At 38.1% G+C, this 23021-nt stretch carries 15 protein-coding genes; 5 read left to right on the top strand and 10 right to left on the bottom strand.

All coding sequences use genetic code 11. The features are described from left to right. Positions 1-481 precede the first annotated feature (481 nt). The gene (gene gshA / locus EPA86_RS06420; RefSeq protein WP_246058285.1) at positions 482-2068 is read right to left on the bottom strand and encodes a glutamate--cysteine ligase; all 1587 of its coding nucleotides are present in this window, start codon (positions 2066-2068) and stop codon (positions 482-484) included. Positions 2069-2205: 137 nt separating this feature from the next. Continuing rightward, positions 2206-5088: a M16 family metallopeptidase gene (locus tag EPA86_RS06415; RefSeq protein WP_170309585.1), complete on the bottom strand. Its 2883-nt coding sequence runs from the start codon at positions 5086-5088 to the stop codon at positions 2206-2208. A 114-nt stretch (positions 5089-5202) separates the two neighbouring features. Between EPA86_RS06415 and EPA86_RS06410 the strand changes: the two genes are divergently transcribed. Next, positions 5203-5880 (top strand): TIGR01621 family pseudouridine synthase, encoded by a 678-nt coding sequence (locus tag EPA86_RS06410; protein ID WP_140602601.1) that lies wholly within the window; start codon positions 5203-5205, stop codon positions 5878-5880. A 47-nt stretch (positions 5881-5927) separates the two neighbouring features. Here EPA86_RS06410 and EPA86_RS06405 read toward each other — a convergent pair whose 3' ends face one another. The 7 genes from EPA86_RS06405 to dsbC all read right to left on the bottom strand — a co-directional run bounded on the left by EPA86_RS06405 (position 5928) and on the right by dsbC (position 17956). Beyond that, entirely contained in the window at positions 5928-7274 is a 1347-nt protein-coding gene (locus EPA86_RS06405; protein ID WP_140602600.1) for a sodium-dependent transporter, read from the bottom strand. A 244-nt stretch (positions 7275-7518) separates the two neighbouring features. After that, the gene (locus EPA86_RS06400; protein WP_140602599.1) at positions 7519-11127 is read right to left on the bottom strand and encodes an ABC transporter permease/M1 family aminopeptidase; all 3609 of its coding nucleotides are present in this window, start codon (positions 11125-11127) and stop codon (positions 7519-7521) included. Positions 11128-11154: 27 nt separating this feature from the next. Continuing rightward, entirely contained in the window at positions 11155-12060 is a 906-nt protein-coding gene (locus tag EPA86_RS06395; RefSeq protein ID WP_140602598.1) for an ABC transporter ATP-binding protein, read from the bottom strand. Positions 12061-12329: 269 nt separating this feature from the next. Beyond that, positions 12330-13901 (bottom strand): lysine--tRNA ligase, encoded by a 1572-nt coding sequence (gene lysS, locus EPA86_RS06390; protein ID WP_140602597.1) that lies wholly within the window; start codon positions 13899-13901, stop codon positions 12330-12332. Between the two features lie 37 nt (positions 13902-13938). After that, positions 13939-15037 (bottom strand): peptide chain release factor 2 gene (prfB, locus tag EPA86_RS06385; protein ID WP_170309584.1). Its coding sequence is split into 2 segments (ribosomal slippage): positions 13939-14961 and positions 14963-15037, totalling 1098 coding nucleotides; the frame shifts between segments, so codons are not numbered across the junction. A gap of 288 nt (positions 15038-15325) precedes the next feature. Continuing rightward, the gene (recJ, locus tag EPA86_RS06380; RefSeq protein ID WP_140602595.1) at positions 15326-17098 is read right to left on the bottom strand and encodes a single-stranded-DNA-specific exonuclease RecJ; all 1773 of its coding nucleotides are present in this window, start codon (positions 17096-17098) and stop codon (positions 15326-15328) included. A gap of 42 nt (positions 17099-17140) precedes the next feature. Next, positions 17141-17956, bottom strand: coding sequence for a bifunctional protein-disulfide isomerase/oxidoreductase DsbC (gene dsbC, locus EPA86_RS06375; protein ID WP_140602594.1), 816 nt, complete (start codon positions 17954-17956; stop codon positions 17141-17143). Positions 17957-18210: 254 nt separating this feature from the next. Between dsbC and fldB the strand changes: the two genes are divergently transcribed. The 4 genes from fldB to EPA86_RS06355 all read left to right on the top strand — a co-directional run bounded on the left by fldB (position 18211) and on the right by EPA86_RS06355 (position 21740). Further along, positions 18211-18729, top strand: a complete 519-nt coding sequence (gene fldB, locus EPA86_RS06370; protein ID WP_140602593.1) for a flavodoxin FldB — start codon at positions 18211-18213, stop codon at positions 18727-18729. A gap of 122 nt (positions 18730-18851) precedes the next feature. Next, on the top strand, positions 18852-20105 hold the full coding sequence (srmB, locus tag EPA86_RS06365; protein WP_140602592.1) for an ATP-dependent RNA helicase SrmB: 1254 nt from the start codon (positions 18852-18854) through the stop codon (positions 20103-20105). Between the two features lie 173 nt (positions 20106-20278). Further along, on the top strand, positions 20279-21439 hold the full coding sequence (locus EPA86_RS06360) for a porin (protein ID WP_140602591.1): 1161 nt from the start codon (positions 20279-20281) through the stop codon (positions 21437-21439). Between the two features lie 142 nt (positions 21440-21581). After that, positions 21582-21740, top strand: coding sequence for a DUF3012 domain-containing protein (locus EPA86_RS06355; protein WP_140602590.1), 159 nt, complete (start codon positions 21582-21584; stop codon positions 21738-21740). Between the two features lie 65 nt (positions 21741-21805). On the opposite strand, the gene EPA86_RS06350 is transcribed toward EPA86_RS06355, so the two are convergent. Further along, the gene (locus tag EPA86_RS06350) at positions 21806-22945 is read right to left on the bottom strand and encodes a hypothetical protein (RefSeq protein ID WP_140602589.1); all 1140 of its coding nucleotides are present in this window, start codon (positions 22943-22945) and stop codon (positions 21806-21808) included. Positions 22946-23021 lie beyond the last annotated feature (76 nt).

Below are 23021 nucleotides of genomic sequence, written 5' to 3'. Positions count from 1 at the left end.
TTGAGAAAATGACCATGAAACACGGTCATAACTTAATGGTTATTCCGCTAATACCTTAATAAGGGTTTCATGTTTTATGCGCTAATTTTTTATTAGCGCATTTTTTTTGCTCTTAATTCAGATGAATTGAGAAAATGACCATGAAACACGGTCATAACTTAATGGTTATTCCGCTTATACCTTAGTAAGGGTTTCATGATTATGCGCTAATTTTTATTAGCGCATTTTTTTTGCTCTTAATTCAGATGAATTGAGAAAATGACCATGAAACACGGTCATAACTTAATGGTTATTCCGCTTATACCTTAGTAAGGGTTTCATGATTATGCGCTAATTTTTATTAGCGCATTTTTTTGTGCTACATTTGTGTGAATTAAGACTAATGAGATTTATCAATACGTCAAAGAAGCGTTAGTAATCTAATTAAGTGTACGTATATAGAGCACGTACATTAATCATTGCAATTGCTCGCTAAATTTACCTAATTAGAAAAATATTGCGCTAAAAAAGTATCAAAATTGACTGAGTCATTTGCTTCAATATCAGCTTGATCTTTATGTGACTTAAGTGCGCTATCAATAAAGTATTGTTTATCGTAAAACTGATAATCTCGTGATAGTAATTGCTGTCGATACTCTGAGGCTTGCGTTAAGGAGTAATCAGATAAACATTGCTCTTGCGTCACCAAAATATTAAGAAGTTGCGCTGAAGGTGTTTTAGAGGGATCTTTAATTTTCTCAAACTCTCTTGCCACCGCTTCACTATATTGAGTGGACTGATAAGCTTGATCAAGCAACTGAGCCACATCTTTTAATGAAGAGAACAGTGATTGTCCCCACATTAAAATAGACTTACTTTCCGCTTCACCCTTAGCGTTTATATCAGTTAAAAGTAATGCGGGATCACGGCCATTTAATACCACATCATCCATGTTTTTTTCATAAACCTTCTGCGTTTTACTATCAGCTTGTTGGCTATCAACAAGCGCGCAATAAATAAGAAATACATCTAAAAAGTAAATTTGTTCAAGACTAATACCGGTATCAACAAACGGGTTAACATCTAGGGCACGAACTTCTATATATTCAACACCACGCTCACCTAACGCGACAGAAGGCTTTTCTCCTGATTTTGCTACACGTTTTGGCCTAATAGGTGCGTATAGTTCATTTTCTATTTGTAGCACGTTATCATTTAGCTGCTGGTACTTGCCATCAACGTTAACGCCAATATCGCTAAACACGTTCGATTTTAATGCTATCGCCTTTTGTACACTATTTACGTAATTAGAAATATTGTTATAACAAATCTCTAGTGAGGCTTGCTCACTACTGGTATAGCCTAAATCACTCATACGTAACGAAGTCGCATATTCTAAATACAAACTTCCTGTGGCTGACTTTTTAAACGGTAATGTTGAAGGCTTACCTTGTAAAAATGAACCACAAATAGCGGGTGAACTACCAAATAGGTAAGGAATTAACCAACAAAAACGCTTATAGTTTCGAATTACAGAAAAGTACTTTGCTGAGATATAGTCTTGCTCACTCAACTCACTGTTATCAAGCTTTTGCAATACATGCCAAAATGACTTTGAAAACGAAAAATTAAAATGAATGCCTGCAATTACTTGCATCATGCTGCCATAACGATTTTTCAAACCTTGGCGATATACCGTTTTCATGGTGCCAATATTAGAACGACCATATTGTGCTAAAGGTACTTGCTCAGCATCTCCAACAAAGCAAGGCATACTAGTTGGCCATAACAGCTCACCATCGATATGCTCTAAGGTAAACTTTTGAATATCTTGTAACTGCGCAATAGCTTGCTCAGGAGTTTGACTAACAGGGGTAATGAATTCTAGTAAGTTTTCAGCGTAATCAGTCGTGATTTGACCATGGGTTAACGCTGAACCAAGTTCATGATAATGTCCATGTTCAGATAGTTTCCCTTCAGGAAGTATCCTTAAAGCTTCTCGCTCTATTCCTCGTCCAATACCAGTAATAGCACTTAGGTTTTCTTTTTGGCTAAAAGCGTCGATGTAATCGTTTAATGATAATGTCAAAATAATTCCTAAGCTGTTACCTTTGCTTGGTATGCACGTTTTATAGCGCTCCCTCATAGCGATATCTCTTTAATGAGGGAGGTTATCTTTATTTCAATAGTGAGTCATGAATTTTTTCATGATACTCAACCCTATTTTTATTTAGCTAATTCTAAATCAATAATTTCAAGACCTAGTTCAGCTAACTGAGGCCTAACTACTTGACCGTCACCAACCACAATCCATTGCATAGGTTTTGCTAATTCTTTTTTCGCGATGCTGTTTAGTTCAACCAAACTGATATTTTTAATAATATCGGTTTGCTCATCACCATAATTAACCGGTAAGTTAAATTGTAATATCTGTCTTAAAAAGCCACTCTTTTGACGGGGGGTTTCAAAGCTTAACGCTTCATTTTGTGAAATTGCTTGTCGCATAAATAATGCTTCCGCTTCGGTCATCCCCGCTGTTTGGTAATTTTTTAGCTCTTGTTGAATTTCAACCATAGCGTCATAGGTATGTTCTTTCTTAACACTAGCCCCTGCCGTGAAACGGCCTAAGGTTTTTCCTGCTGTAAAATAACTTGAAGCGCCATAGGTATAGCCTTTATCTTCACGTAAATTTAAATTGATACGACTATTAAAGGCACTCCCTAAAGGATAGTTCATTAATGAGGCTTTAAAGTGTTCACCGGTTGCATCAAACGGCATTGCTCTTCGCGTTAACTTAATCACCGACTGGCTAGCATTAGGTAAATCAACAAAATAAAGTTTGCTCGGTGTAATACTTGGTAAATCATAGTCAGCAGATAATGGGTAATCATTTCCCTGCCACTCTTTTAAGTAAAATAGTTTGGGTAATAAATCAGCTTTATCAATATCTCCTACAACCACTAGACTCGATTTTTTCGGTGAAAAATACTGTTTATAAAAGCCTTTGATATCTTCCAAAGAAATTGCACTAACTGTAGCAATAGTGCCACTATCAGCAAAACCAATACGGTTATTGGTACCATAAGTCACTTGTTTCAGTGCACGACCAGCTAAAGTATTAGCATCTTTGCTACCTTGCTCTAACCCTTGTATTAACTGATTTTTAACTCGGTCAAAGTCTGCTTGAGCAAAACTTGGGTTAAACATAACGTCTAACATCAATGTTAACGTTGCATCTAAGTTTTTAACTAAGCTACTTACTTGCACATAAGTATTTCTACCCGATGCACCAACCGAAATACTACTGCCAAGTAATGCCAACTCATTAGATAATTGCTCCTTAGTGTAGGTAGTGGTCCCCTCATTCATTAAACTGGCAGTAAGTGATGCTAATCCAGCTTTTTCAATAGGATCTAACAGTGGGCCACCTTCTAAACTTAGTAATAAGCTAACGGTTGGTGTTTCACTATTTTCTGTCCCGACAATTTTCATACCATTGGCAAAGTTTTTACGCCATAACTCAGGCACTTTCACTTGTGGGTTCTCTGACGCTGAAGGCATTATTGAACGATCAAAGCTGCTCACATTTTTCATAATTGGCGTAGCCAAGTTTGCCGTTTCAGGTGGGTTACTGACATCAGGCAACTCAAAATTATTAGCACGGGCAATTAATGCTTCTTGACCTTGTGGCACAATAGATAGTACACCTGCGCCCTTACCTTTAATGTATTGCTTAAATACTCGCATAACATCGGCTTTGGTAACGTTATTGTAGCGAGCTACTTGCTCATTAGTGTAATTAGCATTACCTAGCATGGTTTGGTAATGAGCTAAACTTGAGACTTTCCCTGAAACACTCTGCAAGCCATAAATAGTACCTGTTTCGATACTCACTTTTGTTTTTTGCAAATCATCATCATTTACACCACGTTGCTCAAATTCAACGAGTGTATCGGCTATAACTTGCTCAATGTTTGCTAAAGCTAAGCCTTGCTGTGGATTAGGTAATGCATAAAAGTTCATTTGACAGGCTAATTCTCGACATGGATGCCCTGTACCTGCTTGCACAGCAATACCTGATTTGACTAGGTTTTTATAGAGCAATGATGTAGGACCACCACCTAAAATATTAGCAAGTACATCGAGGGCAGGCTCATCTTCATGCATGCCATACACTGTTGGATAACTAATATAAAGTAGCGGTAAAGAGACGTTATCTGTAAATGAGTAATAACGATTCTGCGTTAATGAAACAGCTTCTTTAGCAATATTTTGTACTTCTGGCCCTGCTTTTAGCTCGCCAAAATATTTATTCACCCAAGCTAAAGTTTGTGCTTCATTAATATCACCACCTATGGTTAATACCGCATTGTTTGGCCCATACCAACGAGAAAAGAATTCCTTTAAGTCGGCTACAGTGCCGCGATCTAAATCAGTCATATAACCAATCGTTGGCCAAGAGTAAGGATGTTCTCTTGGGTAAATCATTTGATTCATGGTTTCGTTCAAGCGCCCATAAGGTCGATTATCAACATTTTGACCGCGTTCGTTTTTCACCGTTGCTCTTTGAACTTCAAACTTCTCTTCTGTGATACTTTCTAATAGAAAGCCCATACGATCAGACTCTAACCAGAGTATTTTTTCTAACTGGTTTTTAGGCACAGTTTGATAGTAATTAGTTCTATCTGAATTCGTGGTGCCGTTAAGGTTACCACCACTTTGAGTCACTACTTTGAAGTGTTGTTCATCAGCGACATTTTTTGAACCTTGAAACATCATATGCTCAAAGAAATGGGCAAACCCTGACTTACCTAGTTGTTCCCTTGCAGAGCCAACATGGTAGGTTATATCAATATGTACTAGAGGATCGGAGTTATCTGGGTGCAATATAACTGTTAAACCATTGTCTAACTGATATTTTTTGTATGGAATATTTAGGCCTTCACTTGCCGAAAATACCGACTCTACCAAACTCACCCCTGATGGGAGTGCTGTAGACTCTTGCTGTGTTGTACTACAAGAGAAAAGTAAATAACTTGCCAGCAAGGCAGTGCTCAATTGAGTTAACTTCTTTGAAGCTTTTACTGTCTGTTTAGGTAATTGTTTGATTGATTGCGTTCGCAATAGATTAGCTGCTCTATACAAAATAACGTCCAGTTAATAAGGTAAATAGAAAGAGATTGATTTATCATAGCAAACAACAACAGTTAGCGGTTAATTAAAATGTTTAAAATTATTGCGCAACATGATGATTTCATTGTGGTCAACAAGGCTCCAGATGTTAATTTTCATGATGAAGGAGAACATGGTTCAGGACTATTTTCTTTGGTAAAAACTGCGCTAAAAACCGATGACTTATACCCTGTTCATCGTCTAGATAAAATGACCTCCGGCTTAATAATTTTTGCCAAGTCATTATCTTGCGCCCAGCAATTTGGCTCTCTATTTGAACAACATGACATTGAGAAATATTACTTAGCTTTAAGCGATAAGAAGCCCACAAAAAAACAAGGCTTAATAAAAGGCGACATGAGTAAAAGTCGTCGTGGTAGCTGGAAACTGTTACGTAGTCATAAAAATCCAGCAATAAGCCAGTTCTTTAGCTTTAATGTTATGCCTAAAGTACGCTTATTTGTATTAAAACCTCATACGGGTAAAACACACCAACTGAGGGTGGCTTTAAACAGTATTTCTTCACCAATTTTAGGAGACAAGCAATATGCGGGTACTCCAAGTGACAGAGGCTACTTACACGCTTTTGCATTACGTTTTACTTATCAAGGTGAGCGTTTCGAATTTATCGCGAAACCAAATGAAGGTGAACTGTTTCAACAGCCTCAGGTACAGGAAGAAATTACAAAAATATTAAAGCCTTGGCAACTTAATTGGCCAAAGCTCTAAATTCACTTTATTCGCTAACACAACCGTTAGCGAATAAAGAACTAATGTTATAATGAGTGCCAAAACACTAAGGCGATTGCACTTGGGCAAACAAACTTAGTGTACCAAGGCCATATTTTCCAAAATAAGCGATGTTCAACGTCAGGGTTACCTGCTTTGATCTCAGCAAGCACTTCACTACGTTGCCAAATCCACCCAACGAACACGCAACAAAGCATGGCGATAAGCGGCTGGCCATAAACTGTCGAAGCACTTATGACTAAGCCAAATAGCACATCAAAATTAAAAATAATCATCGCGCTGATGAACAATATGCCCATACCAATTAATGTGGTCGCTTTTTTACGTTCAAGATTATGACGCTCAACGACAAAAGATACTGGCGCCTCTAACATAGAAATAGATGAAGTCAGTGCCGCAATGGACATCAACACAAAAAAGCCAAAAGCAACAAACAATCCGACAAAGCCCATACCATTAAACAGTGTTGGTAACACATCAAAAACAAGGTTAGGACCTGAGATTAGGCTGCCATCTTCAGCAAAAATAGCCACGCCTTGCGCTTGGGCAACATACATCGAAGGAATAATCAATAAACCCGCAAGAAAGGCAATGGATACATCAATCAAGGTCACTTGAGCACCGAGGGTGACTAAGTTTTCTTTTTTAGCAATATAAGAGCCATAGATAATCATCACACTAGTGCCTAGTGATAATGAAAAGAATGCCTGACCTAGGGCACTAATTAATAAGTCTGGTTCAAATATTCTGGAAATATCAGGGTTTAAATAAGCGTTGAAACCTTCTCTTGAACCATCAAGAGTGAAAACATAGATGATCAATAAAATTAATAAGCCAATAAGCATTGGCATTAGTCGTTTAGACCATTTTTCTATCCCCTGCTCAACACCACGGCGAATAATAAATATGGTTAACAGCATGAAGAAAGAAGTGAATAATAGATTTCTCGTTAAAGACTGCTCAACAAGCCATTTACCCGCATCATTAAAGTTTAATATACGCATCACTGGCTCTATGGCATAAGACATCATCCAGCCAGCAATAATGCCATAAAAACTTAAGATCAACGCAGCACAAACAATACCGCCAAAACCTACGATAAAAGCAAATCGCTTTTGCCACAGTTGATGAGACATCCTTTGCATGGAGCTAACCGCATTAGATTGGCCGTAGCGACCAATAAGTAACTCTGCCATAAATGCTGGGTAAGCTAAGCAGAATGCAAGAACTAAATACACCAAAACAAATGCAGCACCACCGTTACTCGCAGTTTGTGTAGGAAAACCCCATATATTACCTAAACCTACAGCAGAGCCTGCCGCAGCTAGAATAAATCCCATGCGCGAGCTAAACCCGCCTCTTGAAACACCCATTAAAATACCTTTTCAACTACTGAGAACGCTTTGCTTATATCTCGTTCTTCATTCTTATTATATTGTTCATGCCGTTATACATAAATAAAGGCACAAATTGGCATGAAGCAGTTAATCTACTGAATAACGCACAAGAAAAACAGTAGTTAACTAAAAAAAATAAAAAAGCCCAACAAGTCCCCTTAGATGACTCGTTGAGCTTTTTGTACTTCTTAGTACGATAATCTGTACAGTAAGAAGCTATTTATAAACGATAAAGGTTATCCGCACTGTCTCTATCAACTAAACGTACGAAAGGATCAACCCCAGCAAATTTAGGTTTACCTTTAACGCGCAAGGTGATTTCATTGCTACCCGTTTTGATTTGATGTTTAGCCAGATACAAAACAAAATCTTGTGCAGACAAGTCTTCAGGATCTTCACTAAACAAACCAATATCAATTTCATCAGCAAAGTCGATTTCTGTTTCTTTACCTTGACCATCAGCACGCTTTAACGCGGCTTCAATGGTCATAGTTACATCATAAGTATCTTCTTCACCCTCAACAGCGACCACCTGAACATCAGTTGTTTTAAGATCATACAAGCTAATATGTTCAAACAGATTACTAACAAACGTTTGCTCTTGTTCATTAGCATCTTGCTTGATGTAAGCCATCAAATCTAACGTGGTAGGATAAGGAGTACTTTGGTACTTAAAGTCTTCTAAGAAACCTTTTAATGCATTGTTTAATCGCTCTTCGCCTAAGCGATCTTTCAATGACATCATCACCACAGAGCCTTTACGATAGTGAATGTAAGATTGACTTTCACTACGATACAACGGCATTTCTTCTAAAAACTCTACACTACGGCCACGTAAGTAACGATCCAATTCGTATTTTAAGAATTTACGAATTTTTTCTTTACCATACTTTTTCTCCATAACCATTAACGCACTATATTGAGAAAGGCTTTCAGAAATAATTGCACTGCCTTGTACATTAGCTGCACCGACCTGATGACCCCACCACTGATGGGCAACTTCATGAGCGGTTACATAATAAACAGGATCAATATTCTCCGGATCTCGAAGATCACTGATAAAACCGATTTGTTCAGAGTAAGGAACTGTATTTGCAAAACTTTGTGCAAATGAACGATAACCAGGGAATTCAATAATACGCATTTGCTTATGCTGATAAGGCCCAAAGTTTTCAGTGAAATAATCAATCGAATCTTTTACTGATTCAATCATTCTATCAACATTCATTCCGTGGTTTTCATGATAATAAATTTCTATATCAATACCTTTATATTGCTCTTTTTTCGCCGCTAATTTAGCTGACATAAAAGAGTAGAAATTCACCATAGGAGCATCCATCTTGTAATGGTAAGTTTTTCTTCCATCAGCAACATGTTCACTTTGTAAATAACCCGGCGCGATTGCAAATTGATCTTCATCGGTAGAGATAGTCGCTTCAAATTCAATAAAGCCAACACCGTTACCAAAGAAACTTTCGTTATAAAAACGACTGTCTTCGAGTTTATTCGCACGCTGTAATGGCTCTAAATCATGATTACGTCTGTCATGACGATCACTAAGCTGCCAGTCCTGACGATACCCAAAGGTTGGGAACAAAGTATAGTTATCTATGAAAGTACCGTTTTGCACTAAGGTAAAGTCATTGCCCCCATCAGAAAATCCATGATGAGCTCTTACCGCAGTCAGCTTACCTTTTCTCACTTCACCCGGCTGTAATGGTTCATTAAAGGTGAACCATGCCGTATTAAAGTCTTCATCAAGTTCGCCTAACTTACCACCGGCAATTTCAACACTCCATTGCTTGGTAAACCTTGGTTTTGACACTAAAAACTTCTCTATAGGAGCATCAGATGTATTGGTTAATACCACCTCTGCCAGAGCTTCAATACGACGCTCTTTTGGAAAGATATCAACTTTTGCATGAGTTTTAGTGATAGTTGGAATAGCATCATTAATGTGAGCAACGTACTTGTGCTCATATTCTGCTTGTGTGTCTTCTCTATCATCAGCAATAACATATTCATTTAACGTGCGTGTGTTGTAATGAATAACACTACCAGCGCCAACAAAGATAATTATACCCGTTGCAATAGCAAACTTACCCGGTGTGCCTAAATAGTATCCAACTTTTCGAAAACGTGCTTTTAATGGTTGCGCTGGTCCACGATGCCATAAAGCATAGGCTAAGCTTGCCAAAACAATCGTCAAGCCAGTCCAATAAAGCATATACCAATGATGACTGGTTAAGAACGTACCGTAGCCATTGATGTCAGAGTAGAAAACTTGCGGTGCGCCAGCAAACTGGAACATATTATGGCTAAAGCCAAAATTACTTAAGGTAATGGTACTTATAATGTAAAGCACGAATAACAACATACCAACGTATTTATTAGGGCTAATCACTTGTAAGAAAAAGGCCAGTACAGCCGTTAACACAAGTGGTAACAAGTTAATGTAACCCAAACGAATTATATATTGTGAGAACTCAATATGTTCATGACCACGAATAACTTGGTTAATCGCTGTAACTGCAATACCAAAGACATACAATAGCGCTAACACTAAACTTATGGCGATAATTTTTGATAACCAAAAAGTAATATTGTTTACTGGCATAGAGTCAACAATATCACCCATACCTGAGTTACGTTCACGCCAAACAATTTCAGCACTGTAATAAGCCAGCACTATCATCATTAACAAGCCTGTGGAGTTAGCAATTAATGACACCATCGCTTGGGTAAATGGCCAATCTGGTGTACCAAACATAGCTTGCGGATCCACTAACGGCGCCACCAACATAAATATTGTCAGTACCGCTAACACCATAAATGGCGCACTAAATATAACTTGTTTTATTTCAAACAAAATTCTCATACGTAAATGTGCTGGAGTTTGTACTCCTGAGCTTTTTGTTGAAATAGTATTTTTTAATAATTGAGGAATTTTGCTGGCAAACAGTTCTGACTCTTTTGCCGCTTTCTTCATCGCTTTTTTACTTTGTTTTTTCACTTTGTTGGGTAAGCGAACTTTTGATCTAAAACCACCAAATAGCACCATAATTACTGCCGCAACAACAACCCAAAGTAATCTGTTTTCAAGTAATATGCCTGTTAATACTATCGGGCTATTATTCTTATCAAACATAGTCCAGTAGCGAGTTACTTCACCAAAAGTATTAAAGGCAAATGGATCAAGTAGTGCTGCCATTGCTCTATATTCTGGTTCATTTAAAAATTGCCCTGATATAGAGTACAAAATGAATAAACCCACAGCCGACAAGTATACAGCCATCATTGAGCGAAATTTAATCGCGATAGCATAAAAGAAACATGACAATACAAATAAGGTTGGCAATGATAAATAAAAGTAAGCAGTAAAATAATGACTTAACTCTGTAGGACCCAGTCTTTCTGGGTCAACCCAACCAACAAGTCCACCAAGTAAGGTACCAATTAAAATGCCCAATGGTACTGTAAGAAATACCGTAGCAACCACAGCAAACGAACCTAAAAAACGGCCTAACTGATAGCTAACGGGGTTAATAGGCTTGCTATACAATAATTCAGACATCATAGATGTCTCATTACGTGTTGCAGTACTAGCAACAAAGTTCACTACTAAGAACATGGCAAATAAGCCCATAATTAGCAGCGTTTGCGCAATGGAAAATGGTCCATTGTATAAAACATTTCCACCACCACCAATTTGCACATTTTCACTCACAGTGGCAAAAAAAGTCAGTAAAAAGAAGATTAAACTGGTGACATAAAACGACGGTTGTCGCGTAAAATAGCGCCATTCAAAGGCGAACATTTTCATTAACATGAGAGGTTCCTCGTCCTTTGAATTAAATTAAGCAACTTTATTTACATCAGTTGTTTCTGATGAAGTTTGGCGATATTGGTTAAGGGTTGAGAAATAAACATCTTCTAAATTGGCAGGAGCTTGCTCAAAACCAAACGGGGCGCTGTCGGCTATGACATGAACAATGGTTTGACCGGCAAATAAACGCTTAGAGATAACATTAAATTCTTGCTCAACCGCTTCGACTTCACTTTGAGAAATCGCTTTACGCCAAATTTGCCCATTAAGGTTGTTAGTTAGTTCAATTGGGTTACCTTGCAGTACAATTTTTCCTGCAGCAAGTACTGCCATATTTGGGCATAACTCACTGACATCATCAACGATATGTGTTGATAAGATAATGGCTTTCTCTTCGCCTAATCCCACTAATAAATTATGAAAGCGATTTCGCTCTTCTGGATCTAAACCAGCAGTAGGCTCATCAACAATCAGTAAATCGGGATCGCCTAACAGTGCTTGTGCAATACCAAAACGCTGTCTCATACCACCAGAAAAGCCGCTAACCGCATTTTTTCTATGCTGATATAAGTTAGTTTGCGCTAACAAACCTTCAACAGCTTCTTTACGCTCAGCCGAATTTTTCAAGCCTTTTAAAATGGCTAAATGATCAAGCAATTCATAAGCACTGATCCTTGGGTAAACACCAAAATCTTGTGGCAAATAACCTAAACGTTGACGCAATGCTTGAGGATCATTTAATACATCGATGCCATTAAATTCAATACTACCGCTATCAGCATCTTGCAGCGTTGCTATAGTGCGCATTAAAGAGGATTTACCCGCCCCATTTGGCCCTAATAAACCAAACATTCCTTTTGGAATTTCTAGGTTTACGTTATCTAGTGCTTTGACCCCATTATCATAGGTTTTTGATAAGTCTTTTATAGTTAACATTATTATTCCTTGCGTTAATTACTTTATTATTTTTATACAAGACTAGATTACTGCATTGTTAAAATCATGTAAATTATTCACTCTGGATAACTGTAAGCAACTGTGTAAACTACGAAAAACATCTTAGTTAGCTCGCATATTGCACCACATAACTTCGTCTGATTATCAACGATTAAAATATAAAAAGCAGACAATAAAAAAACCCATCGATAATAGATATCGATGGGTTTTGTATTAGTTACAGTTAACTAATCAATAACGCTATATTGTTATTCTACTTCTGGACGCATATGCGGGAATAAAATAACATCTTTAATCGTTGGTGAATCGGTAAATAACATCACTAAACGGTCTATACCAATCCCTTCGCCCGCTGTTGGCGGTAAGCCATGCTCAAGAGCACGAATATAGTCATCATCAAAGTGCATCGCTTCATCATCACCAGCATCTTTTTCTTCCACTTGACGTTTGAAGCGTGCTGCTTGATCTTCTGCATCGTTAAGCTCTGAGAAGCCATTAGCTAACTCACGACCACCAACAAAGAATTCAAATCTATCAGTGATAAATGGGTTATCATCATTACGACGAGCTAATGGAGAAACTTCCCATGGATACTCAGTAATAAATGTTGGTTGAATAAGTAAGTGCTCTGCCACTTCTTCAAAAATTTCACAGATATATTTACCAGGACCCCAGACTTTAGCTGCATCGCCTTCTTTAACGCCAACTTTCTTAGCCATTGCTTTTAATGCTTCAAAGCTATTCTCAGGATCACGTAACACAGCTTCATCAAGTACTTCACCATGTTTATCTTTACCGTACTTAAGAATGGCATCAACCATTGATAAACGTTCAAAAGCTTTACCAAAGTCATAGAAAATTTCTTCAACGACTTCACCATCAGCATTTTTAACTGTGTTACGAATCGTTGAAGAGCCAAGTACATCTTCAGCGATAGTACGTAGCATATCTTCAGTTAAGTTCATTAAGTCTTTATAGTCAGCATAGGCTTGATAGAATTCAATCATAGTGAATTCTGGATTATGGCGCGTTGATAAGCCTTCGTTACGGAAGTTACGGTTTATTTCGAACACACGCTCAAAACCACCAACGACTAAACGTTTTAAGTAAAGTTCAGGTGCTATACGCAGATACATATCAATATCTAACGCGTTATGGTAAGTCATAAATGGCTTAGCCGTAGCGCCACCTGGGATCACTTGCAGCATTGGTGTTTCAACTTCAACAAAGTCACGACTTGTTAAAAAGTTACGAATTCCATTTACGATTTGAGAGCGCATCTTAAAAGTATTACGCGTATCTTCATTAGTGATCAAATCAACATAACGTTGACGATATTTGGTTTCTTGATCTGATAAACCGTGGAATTTTTCTGGTAATGGACGTAATGATTTAGTTAATAACTGGTACTCATCCATGTTTACGTATAAATCACCTTTACCTGATTTATGCAAAGTACCCGTCACACCAATGATGTCACCGATATCTAATAAGCCCCAACGCGCTTTAATATCTTTTTGCACGTCTTTCGCCGCGTACGCTTGGATGCGACCAGTCATATCTTGAAGAACTAAGAAAGGGCCACGTTTAGCCATAACACGACCAGCAACACTGTACTTTTCAGTTTCAGTTTCAAGGGTTTCTTTATCTTTTTCGCCATGGTCAGCTTGAAGATCTGCAGCATAATGCTCACGAGTAAAGTCATTTGGATGACCATTCGCTGAACAATTTTCGCGGATCTTATCTAATTTACCACGACGTTCAGCGATGAGCTTGTTTTCGTCTTGTGCACTTTGGTTGTCTTGAACCTTGTTAGTCATGTTGATTTCTCTTTACTTAAACTTACTTGTAATTGGTTTATAAACCAGACTTTAAACTGGCTTCAATAAATTTATCTAAATCACCGTCAAGTACGGCTTGAGTGTTTCGGTTTTCCACACCCGTTCTTAAATCTTTAATACGGCTATCATCTAATACATAAGAGCGAATTTGACTACCCCAGCCAATATCAGACTTACCATCTTCTAATTCTTGCTTACCTTCATTTTGCTTTTGAATTTCCATTTCATATAACTTAGCTTTCAAAAGCTTCATCGCCGTAGCACGGTTTTTATGCTGCGAGCGATCTGCCTGACAAGCGACCACAGCACCTGTTGGTATATGGGTAATTCGAATGGCAGAGTCGGTTTTGTTAACGTGCTGACCACCAGCTCCAGATGCTCTGAAAGTATCGGTACGTAAATCAGCAGGATTAATATCTATTTCTATATTGTCATCAATCTCAGGGTAAATAAAAGCGGAAGCGAAAGACGTATGACGACGACCACTTGAATCAAATGGTGACTTTCTCACTAAGCGATGAACCCCCGTCTCGGTACGTAACCAACCAAAAGCATATTCACCGGTGTATTTAATAGTACAGCCTTTAATACCGGCTACATCACCATCAGTGACTTCAATAACTTCTGTTTTAAAGCCGTGTGCTTCACCCCAACGCAAATACATGCGCATTAATATTTCAGCCCAATCTTGTGCTTCTGTACCACCAGAGCCAGATTGAATATCTAAATAGCAGTTATTTGCATCTTGGTCGCCACTAAACATGCGGCGAAACTCAAGCTTAACCAAAATAGCATCTAAACTATCAGCTTCTTCTTGGGCATCATTGAAGGTGTCTTCGTCTTCTTCTTCAACAGCTAATTCAACTAGACCTTCAATATCATCACAACCTGTTTCTAATTCAACAATGGTATTGACGACTTCTTCCAATGCACTACGTTCTTTACCTAGTGCTTGGGCGCGCTCAGGTTCATTCCATACATCAGGTAGCTCTAATTCACGGCTTACTTCAACTAAACGTTCAGCTTTAACATCGTAGTCAAAGATACCCCCGAAGCAAATCAGCGCGTTCACGGATTTCTTTTATTTTATTAATTATCGGATTAACTTCAAACATAAACCTTCAAACACAAAGCACTTCATAATGTTGTTCAAACTATAAGATAAAAAGCTTATAGCAAGAAAACGTATGATATTAAACGGGAAAATAGCTATAAATGTCACTGTAAAACAAACTACAGAGATGAAAAAGGCCTAAATAGCTAAAATAAAGGCGCATTGTAGCGTAAATAGTACGGTAAATAAACGAGACAAATTAGATAAAACACAACTAAGATAGAGTAAAAATCACCATATAAATATCAGCAGAACAAAGCGCTATGCAAAGTATTATTTTGTTAATTTTTTACTCAGCACAGCTTAGGTCATCAACCATTAACTGAACCGTACGTTTGCCTCTAAACTCATTAACATCTAATCGGTACACCAACCTAACATGCTTCGCGGTTGGATTTGGCCAAGCTTTGACATCAATATTAAAAGCGATGGCATCAAATACCTGATTTTGTTTTTCTACCACAAGCTTTAAATGTTTTTCTCCGACAATCTTTTGCTGTACCAAAATGAACTCATCATCAAATAAAGGCTCTGGAAAATGTTGTCCCCATGGGCCAGAATCGCGAAGCAACTCAGCAAACGATAGCGTCATATCTGATACGGATAATTCACCATCAGAGAGTATAATTTGTTGAAGGTCTTCAGGCTTCAATGCCAAGGTAGCTTGTTCGTTAAATACGGTTTGAAATTGGTTAAAATCGGCTTGTTTAATAGAAAGCCCAGCAGCCATTGCATGGCCACCAAATTTATCGATTAAATCAGGGTATAAAGTATCAATACGCTCTAATAAATCCCGTATATGCAAACCGGGGATTGAACGTGCAGAGCCCTTAATTAATAATTCAGAGTCACTTTGTTCAGCTATATCATCACTGGCATTAGCAAACACGATACTTGGCCTATGAAACTTTTCTTTCAAACGACCAGCAACGATACCAATAACCCCTTGATGCCAATCACTTTGATAAAGCGCAATAGCGTTGGGTAAACTCCCCTGCTCAACAGCATCTAAGTTTAACGACGCCATAACACGTTCTGCTTCAACTTGAATACCCTGCTCAATTTCTCGGCGAGCTTTATTTAAATCATCAAGATCAGCAGCCATTGCTCTTGCGCTACCTAGATCAGGGGCTAACAAACAATCTATGCCCAAAGACATATCATCTAGACGACCCGCCGCATTAATTCTAGGTCCTAACGCAAAGCCAAAATCACTTGCAACCAGTTGTTGTTGGTTTCGGCCTGCTACTTCAATAAGGGCTTGAATGCCGGGACGCGTTTGCCCTGCTCGAATGCGTTTAAGTCCTTGAGCAACAAGAATGCGATTGTTCTTATCGAGTGGCACAACATCTGCAACCGTACCTAAGGCGACTAAATCAAGTAATTGCGCAATATTTGGTTCTACAAGTCCATGCTGACTAAAATAATCCGCTTCTCGTAAGGTTTTCCTTAATGCCATCATCAAGTAAAAAGCCACACCAACTCCAGCAAGAGATTTACTTTCAAAGTCACAATCATTTTGGTTTGGATTTACTATGGCATCAGCATCAGGCAAAGTATGCCCAGGTAAGTGGTGATCAGTAACGATCACTTTCATGCCATAAGCTTTAGCCTTAGCTACCCCCGCAATACAAGAAATGCCATTATCAACAGTCACAATAATCTTGGCACCTTTTGCCGCCGCAATATCGACAATTTCAGGGGTAAGGCCATAGCCATATTCAAATCGATTTGGCACTAAAAAGCTATGATGGTTACAGCCCATTATCGCAAGGCCCTCCATCATTAGCGCAGTACTGGTGGCACCATCAGCATCAAAATCCCCCACAATTACAATCGACTCTTTAGTGACAATAGCTTGTTGTAGTATTTGACAGGCTTTATCTAGGCCCTTTAATGCTTGATGCAGTGTTTTAACGCCAGTAAGTTGATTAACAACCAGATTTAAATCTTCAGAAGAGCGTACTCCACGAGATGCATAAACCTGCTTAATTACTGGGTGTAATTGAGCAGGTAAATGTTCATCGTCAACATGGGCACGACGAGTTATTTGCTTTGGCATTGAGGGTCCTAAGCGAGAACGAGTGTTTCAGTCTATTCGATATTAAATATTTTTTAAGATCTCTTCTAACTGAGCTGGAGGCTGATAACCAGGCAACATCATACCATTTTCTAAGATAATAGCAGGCGTTCCTGATACACCAATTTGACGGCCAAAATTAAACTCAGCTTCTATCGGCTTATCACAAATACGATAGGCAACTTTGCCACCTGTTTTCGCTTTAGTTAGCGCTTCAGCTGGATCTTCGTTACACCATACAGAGCGCAAATCTTTAAAGCCTTGAGTTGGATTGCCTAAACGGTCACTAATACCAGATCTTGGGTAAGCTAAATACTTAAAGGTAATTCCTTTAGCATTATATTCATCCATTTCTGCATGCATTTTACGACAATAACCACAAGTAATATCAGTAAAAACGGTTACAACATGCTTTTCATCTTTCGCTTTATAAACAATCATATCGTCTTTAAAGCGCTCAACCCCTTCTAAGCGGATTTTGGCTAAACTCTTTTCACTTAAATCTGTTACTGTAGCCCCTAAACTATAGACCTTACCCTGAATAAAATAATCACCACTGTAACTGGCGTAATATACACCTTGATTAGTAATTAGCATCGCAATACCGGGAACAGGTGTAGCCTCTACATCAATAACGGTTAAACCTAATGTACGTTTAATTTTACCTTTTAGGGCGTCTTTATCTAGTTGTGTTGGATCAGTGCCCGCCTTAACCATTTCAACTGGCTTATCTATGCTATCAAAAGCAAGTGCTGAAGGCGTGATACTTAAAGTTGATAACGCTGCTACTAATACACATGCTGTTTTTGTTATCGCATGCGTAATAAATGTCTTATTCATAATAATTCCCGAGTGATTACTTCTCAAATGATACGGTCAATAGACGAAGTACCTTTAAACATACAAAGCACCTACACTATAAAATAAGGTAAGCCTTTACATTTAGACCGAACATAGGCAATGGAAATTACAACTATCACCGCCATAATGCAATTTATTTATGATAAACGACCAATTTATCCGATAAAGAGCAGCACAAATTCATTCTCTTCTGGTAGAATCCACGACTGATTTACCATCATGAGTTTTAGATAATGAAAATTGGCTTGTTTTATGGCTCTACTACCTGTTACACCGAAATCGTTGCCGAAAAAATCCAAGCAGCTATTGGCGAAGATATTGTTGAGTTATTTAATATTAAAGATAATCCGCTATCACTTTGCTTAGATTACGACTTCATTATTCTAGGTATTTCTACTTGGGATTATGGTGAACTTCAAGAAGACTGGTACTCTGTTTGGCAAGACATTAATCAACTTGATTTAACCAACAAAACAATCGCGCTTTACGGTATGGGAGATCAAATTGGTTATACTGATTGGTTTCAAGATGCTTTAGGTATGCTACATGAGCAAGTTATTGCTCAAGGCGCTACCCTCATTGGTTATTGGCCAAATTCAGGATATGAGTTTGCCGAGTCAAAAGCACTAACAGATGATAAGAGTCAATTTGTTGGCTTAGCCCTTGATGAAGATAGCCAATACCAGTTAACAGACGATCGCATAGCAACCTGGTGTGAGCAAATATTAGTAGAGTACAGTGAACTACTATAGTGGTTAATCGATTTACGCACTAATAATAACGTAAAAGTGACAAAGTTTTAGTAAAAGCATCAACAAAGCACTATAATCAGCCCATCTTAACAATTAGTTAAATAATCAGTGAAATAAACCTTATGTTTGAGCAGTTCGAACTCGATTCTGAGCTATTAGCCAGTATTAAAAAAATCGGTTACAAAAAGCCTACTTCCATCCAAGAATTAGTCATTCCACAAGCAATGACAGGTAAAGATGTACTTGCATCAGCACCAACCGGCACAGGTAAAACAGCTGCTTTTTTATTGCCTGTTGCTCAACATTTATTAGATTATCCACGGTCAAAGCCTGGCTTTCCTCGTGTACTCATTCTAACGCCAACGAGAGAGCTGGCTATTCAAATTGGTGAAGATAGCGAAAAACTGACTGAGTTATGTAATGTTAAAACCGGTGTAATTACCGGAGGCGTGAACTATGGAAGTCATCACGATATATTAAACAGCACCACTGACATACTAGTTGCTACGCCTGGACGTTTGCTTGAATACATAGAAAATGAACAATTTGATATGCGTGACATTGAGATATTAATTCTTGATGAAGCAGACAGAATGCTCGACATGGGGTTTAGCGAAACCATCAATAGAATCGTCGCTGAAGCTCGCTGGCGTAAGCAAACCATGTTATTTTCAGCCACGCTTGAAGGCGCTGGTGTACTTAGGTTTGCAAAAGAAGTCCTTGATGAACCAGTTTTTCTTGAATCTAACCCGTCAAGAAAAGAAAAAGCCGTCATTCACCAGTGGATGCATTTAGCTGATAATTCACATCATAAACTGCAATTGCTCCTTCATACATTAAAACAAGAAGGCGTAACCCGAGCAGTTGTTTTTGCCAATAAACGCGAAACCGTTCAATACTTATCAGGCAAATTGTACGCAGAAGAATTACCTTGTGTTTGGCTTGAAGGAAAAATGCCTCAAGACAAGCGCAATAAAGCTATTGAGCGTTTAAAAAGTGGTGAAATTAGCGTATTAGTTGCTACCGATGTAGCCGCACGTGGTCTTGATATTGACGATATTACCCATGTTATTAACTTTGATATGCCTAGAAAGGCAGATATTTACTTACACCGTATTGGTCGTACAGGTCGTGCAGGTAACAAAGGTACAGCGATTTCATTAGTAGAAGCACACGACATGCCTGTTATTGGTAAAGTCGAACGTTACATGAAAGAGCGATTAGCTCGCCGAGTGATTGAAGAATTACGCCCTAAACATAAAGAAGCAAGAGTGGCTAATAAAAAGGCTAAAGCAAAATTAACTCCTGCACAAAAGAAGGCAAAAGCGAAGAAACAAGCTAAAAAGGCACTGAAAAAAGCCAAAAAGGCTAACTAACCTGCTCGCAAAGCTTTAGCGTTACACTTTTATGACAAAAGAAACGTACTGTGTAATATAACTGTCATAGAGCAATGATGAAATTCACATAGTGATTTAATGAATCATGTGGACAACGCTTTATGGATGAAGTTGGCGGCTTTTGCCATTTTTAACTTTATGACAGTCATATTATGCAATTAAATATTATTCAATTTCAAAAACGTACAATTACACATTCATTCAAGTACGGCCTTACACGAAATCTTGCCTCAACAGCGATTGTTGCTAGCTTGCTTTCTACATCGTTTATCGCTCAGGCAGAAAGTTCAAACTTTGAAGACGCTTGGCAATACGCCGATTTATATGAGAATGAGCAAGGCGACTACCTTAAACTTTCAGGTCGCTTACAACTTGATTCAACATGGAATGACGCTGATCAGGGAGAATTTACTGATACCAGCTGGCGTCGCTTTCGTTTTGGTTTTAAAGGCAAAGTAGGCGAATTATCAGGTGCTTTAGAGGCGGATATTAACCTGAATGAATCACTCTCTGATGGTTATAACCGTTTGACTGATGCCAACCTGAGTTGGGCAATGGATGATAAAACTAAACTGACTTTCTTAAAGCACTCTGCAGGCTTTACTATGGACGGCAAAACATCCTCTAAAAAGTTGTTAACACCACAGCGAAATAACCTCACCAATAATTTATGGTTCACAGCAGAGTATTTCACCGGTGTGAGTGTTAAAGGAAAACTAAATGATGGCTGGTCGTACAATACGGGTGTATTTTCAAGTGATGACTCAGATGAAATAGGCCTAAGTGATGCAAGCTATTTCGCTTTATTTTCAGCCAGTAAAACACTTAAAAAATCTACCTTATGGGATAAAGGCCAAGTCAGCCTAGATTATGTTTATAACGACACCCACGAAGACGGTAATACCCGTGACTTTTCTCAAGTAGTGAGTTTTTCATCAAAGTTTCAGCATAAAAAATGGCATCTTGATAGTGACTTTTCTTATGGTAAAGGCGATTTAGGACAAAGTGATGTCGCCGGTTTTGTTGTTATGCCTTATTACCAACAAAGTAAATCGATTCAATGGGTAGGCAGATATACTTACATTAATAGTAAAGATGAAAATGGTCTTCGCTTAGCGCGTTATGAAAGCAGTGTAACCTCAGGGCGTGGTGATAATTATCAAGAAATTTACGCAGGCGTTAATTGGCTTGCAAATGGCCATAAGTTTAAAATTCAAGCAGGCGTGCAATATTCCACTATGGATGATAAAGCCAATGATGGTGGTGAATATGCGGGTTGGGGCGTTAACTTAGCCCTAAGAACGTACTGGTAATCAATAGCAGAACAAATACTGGCAAGGTTGATAGAGAACCTTGCCTTTTCTAGCCACTCACCCTATGATGCATTCAAATAACTTACTCTCTGATTTTAACTGTCACTTAAGCTGATAAAGTCAGCCCAACTTAGGATACTTTATGAAAACTATCGCTTCATTAGCATTAACTCTTTTTGTACTCAGCGCCTGCTCTCCAGCAATAGGCAGTGATGAATGGTGTGAACAAATGAAAGAAAAACCTAAAGGTGATTGGACAGCGACAGAGTCGAAAGATTTTGCTAAACACTGTATTTTTTAAAAAGCATTATTCTCCTGAACATTACCCTCTAACATTTAAGACTACAAGTTAAGTAGTCTTAAATGTTAATTTTTATCGTTAGGGCAAGGATTGTAGTATTCATTCTTTGATAAGGTAATTGCTTCTTTATAAAGCAACTGTTGCGCTTTATGCTCACCATAATTAATTGCTGCATCTAACCAATATTGAAACAGTTTTTCATCAAATAACATTAAGGTCGATGCACTCCATTGTTTTTCAGAAAACGCGTAGAGTTTTTCATTTATATCAGCCTGCTTTTGTAATGAAGCCACTAATTCTTCATTGCCTTCTCGCTGGTACCCTTTTTGTTGTATCTTATTTCCAATGAGGCTTTCAATAGTGGAGCTTGAGTTTTGCTCCATCAGCTTACCTACACCTACACATAACTGATTTTGCTCTGGAGTTAATTCTTCATTTTCCATGCAGAGGTTTGTTAACTCTGAAGTCCACAATGGTTTTGCTGCCCAAATCCCTATGGCCCAAGCAGCTTTATGAGGAAACTCTACATTTAAGCCCCCTTCAGCACTTTCCATAAAAAGTGCTATTTCATTAAAATAATAGTCTTTAAAACTAGTGGCTTTAATGGCTAGTTCCATAGCCTCAAAGGCTAAAGGTTTCATACTGTTGCCCAAATAGTAATTAGCAAGTAATAACCAGAGTGCAGCGTTATTTCTATCTAACTCTACAGCTTGCTCGATTAACGCCTTGTCACAGCTGTTCTTTTTATCTGAGCATCTACCAATAATATCAAACATTAGCATAGGGTTATCTGGGTAACGCTCTTTATAATTGATGAGTAAATCAAACCGCTTTTGTTCATCAATGTTATGGTTAAATAATATTGCAGCAAATTGATGCTCTGACGAAGATGATGCTTGTAACTGCGTGATAAACTCTGCCTGAATTTGCTCGGCATTTTCTATGTAAGGGGTATTTTGTCCTGCACAATTATAGATAAAGTCAGGTTCTACTTTTTCATCATTAGGCGAGAGACCGACTTGCACTGTTTCTAATGAACTTTCACTGTTAATAACGTGTTCTTGTGATACAAGAGCAGACACCTGCTGATGGTGACTTTTCAATTCAGGCGTATTAGTATTTGATGTAAAACTGCTTTGAAATATATAGCCCAGACATACACTTAATATCAAAATAAGCAGTGTATATTTCCATTTTTGACTCATTATCTATCCTTGAGCTAATGTTTAACTGACATTTAACTGACTTTTAACTGACTTTTAACTGACATTTATTTAAAAG

Source organism: Litorilituus lipolyticus (assembly GCF_006439335.1).
Lineage (GTDB): Bacteria > Pseudomonadota > Gammaproteobacteria > Enterobacterales > Alteromonadaceae > Colwellia > Colwellia lipolytica.
Note: the sequence above shows the minus strand (reverse complement) of the source record. Positions and strands in the feature narration are given on the sequence as shown.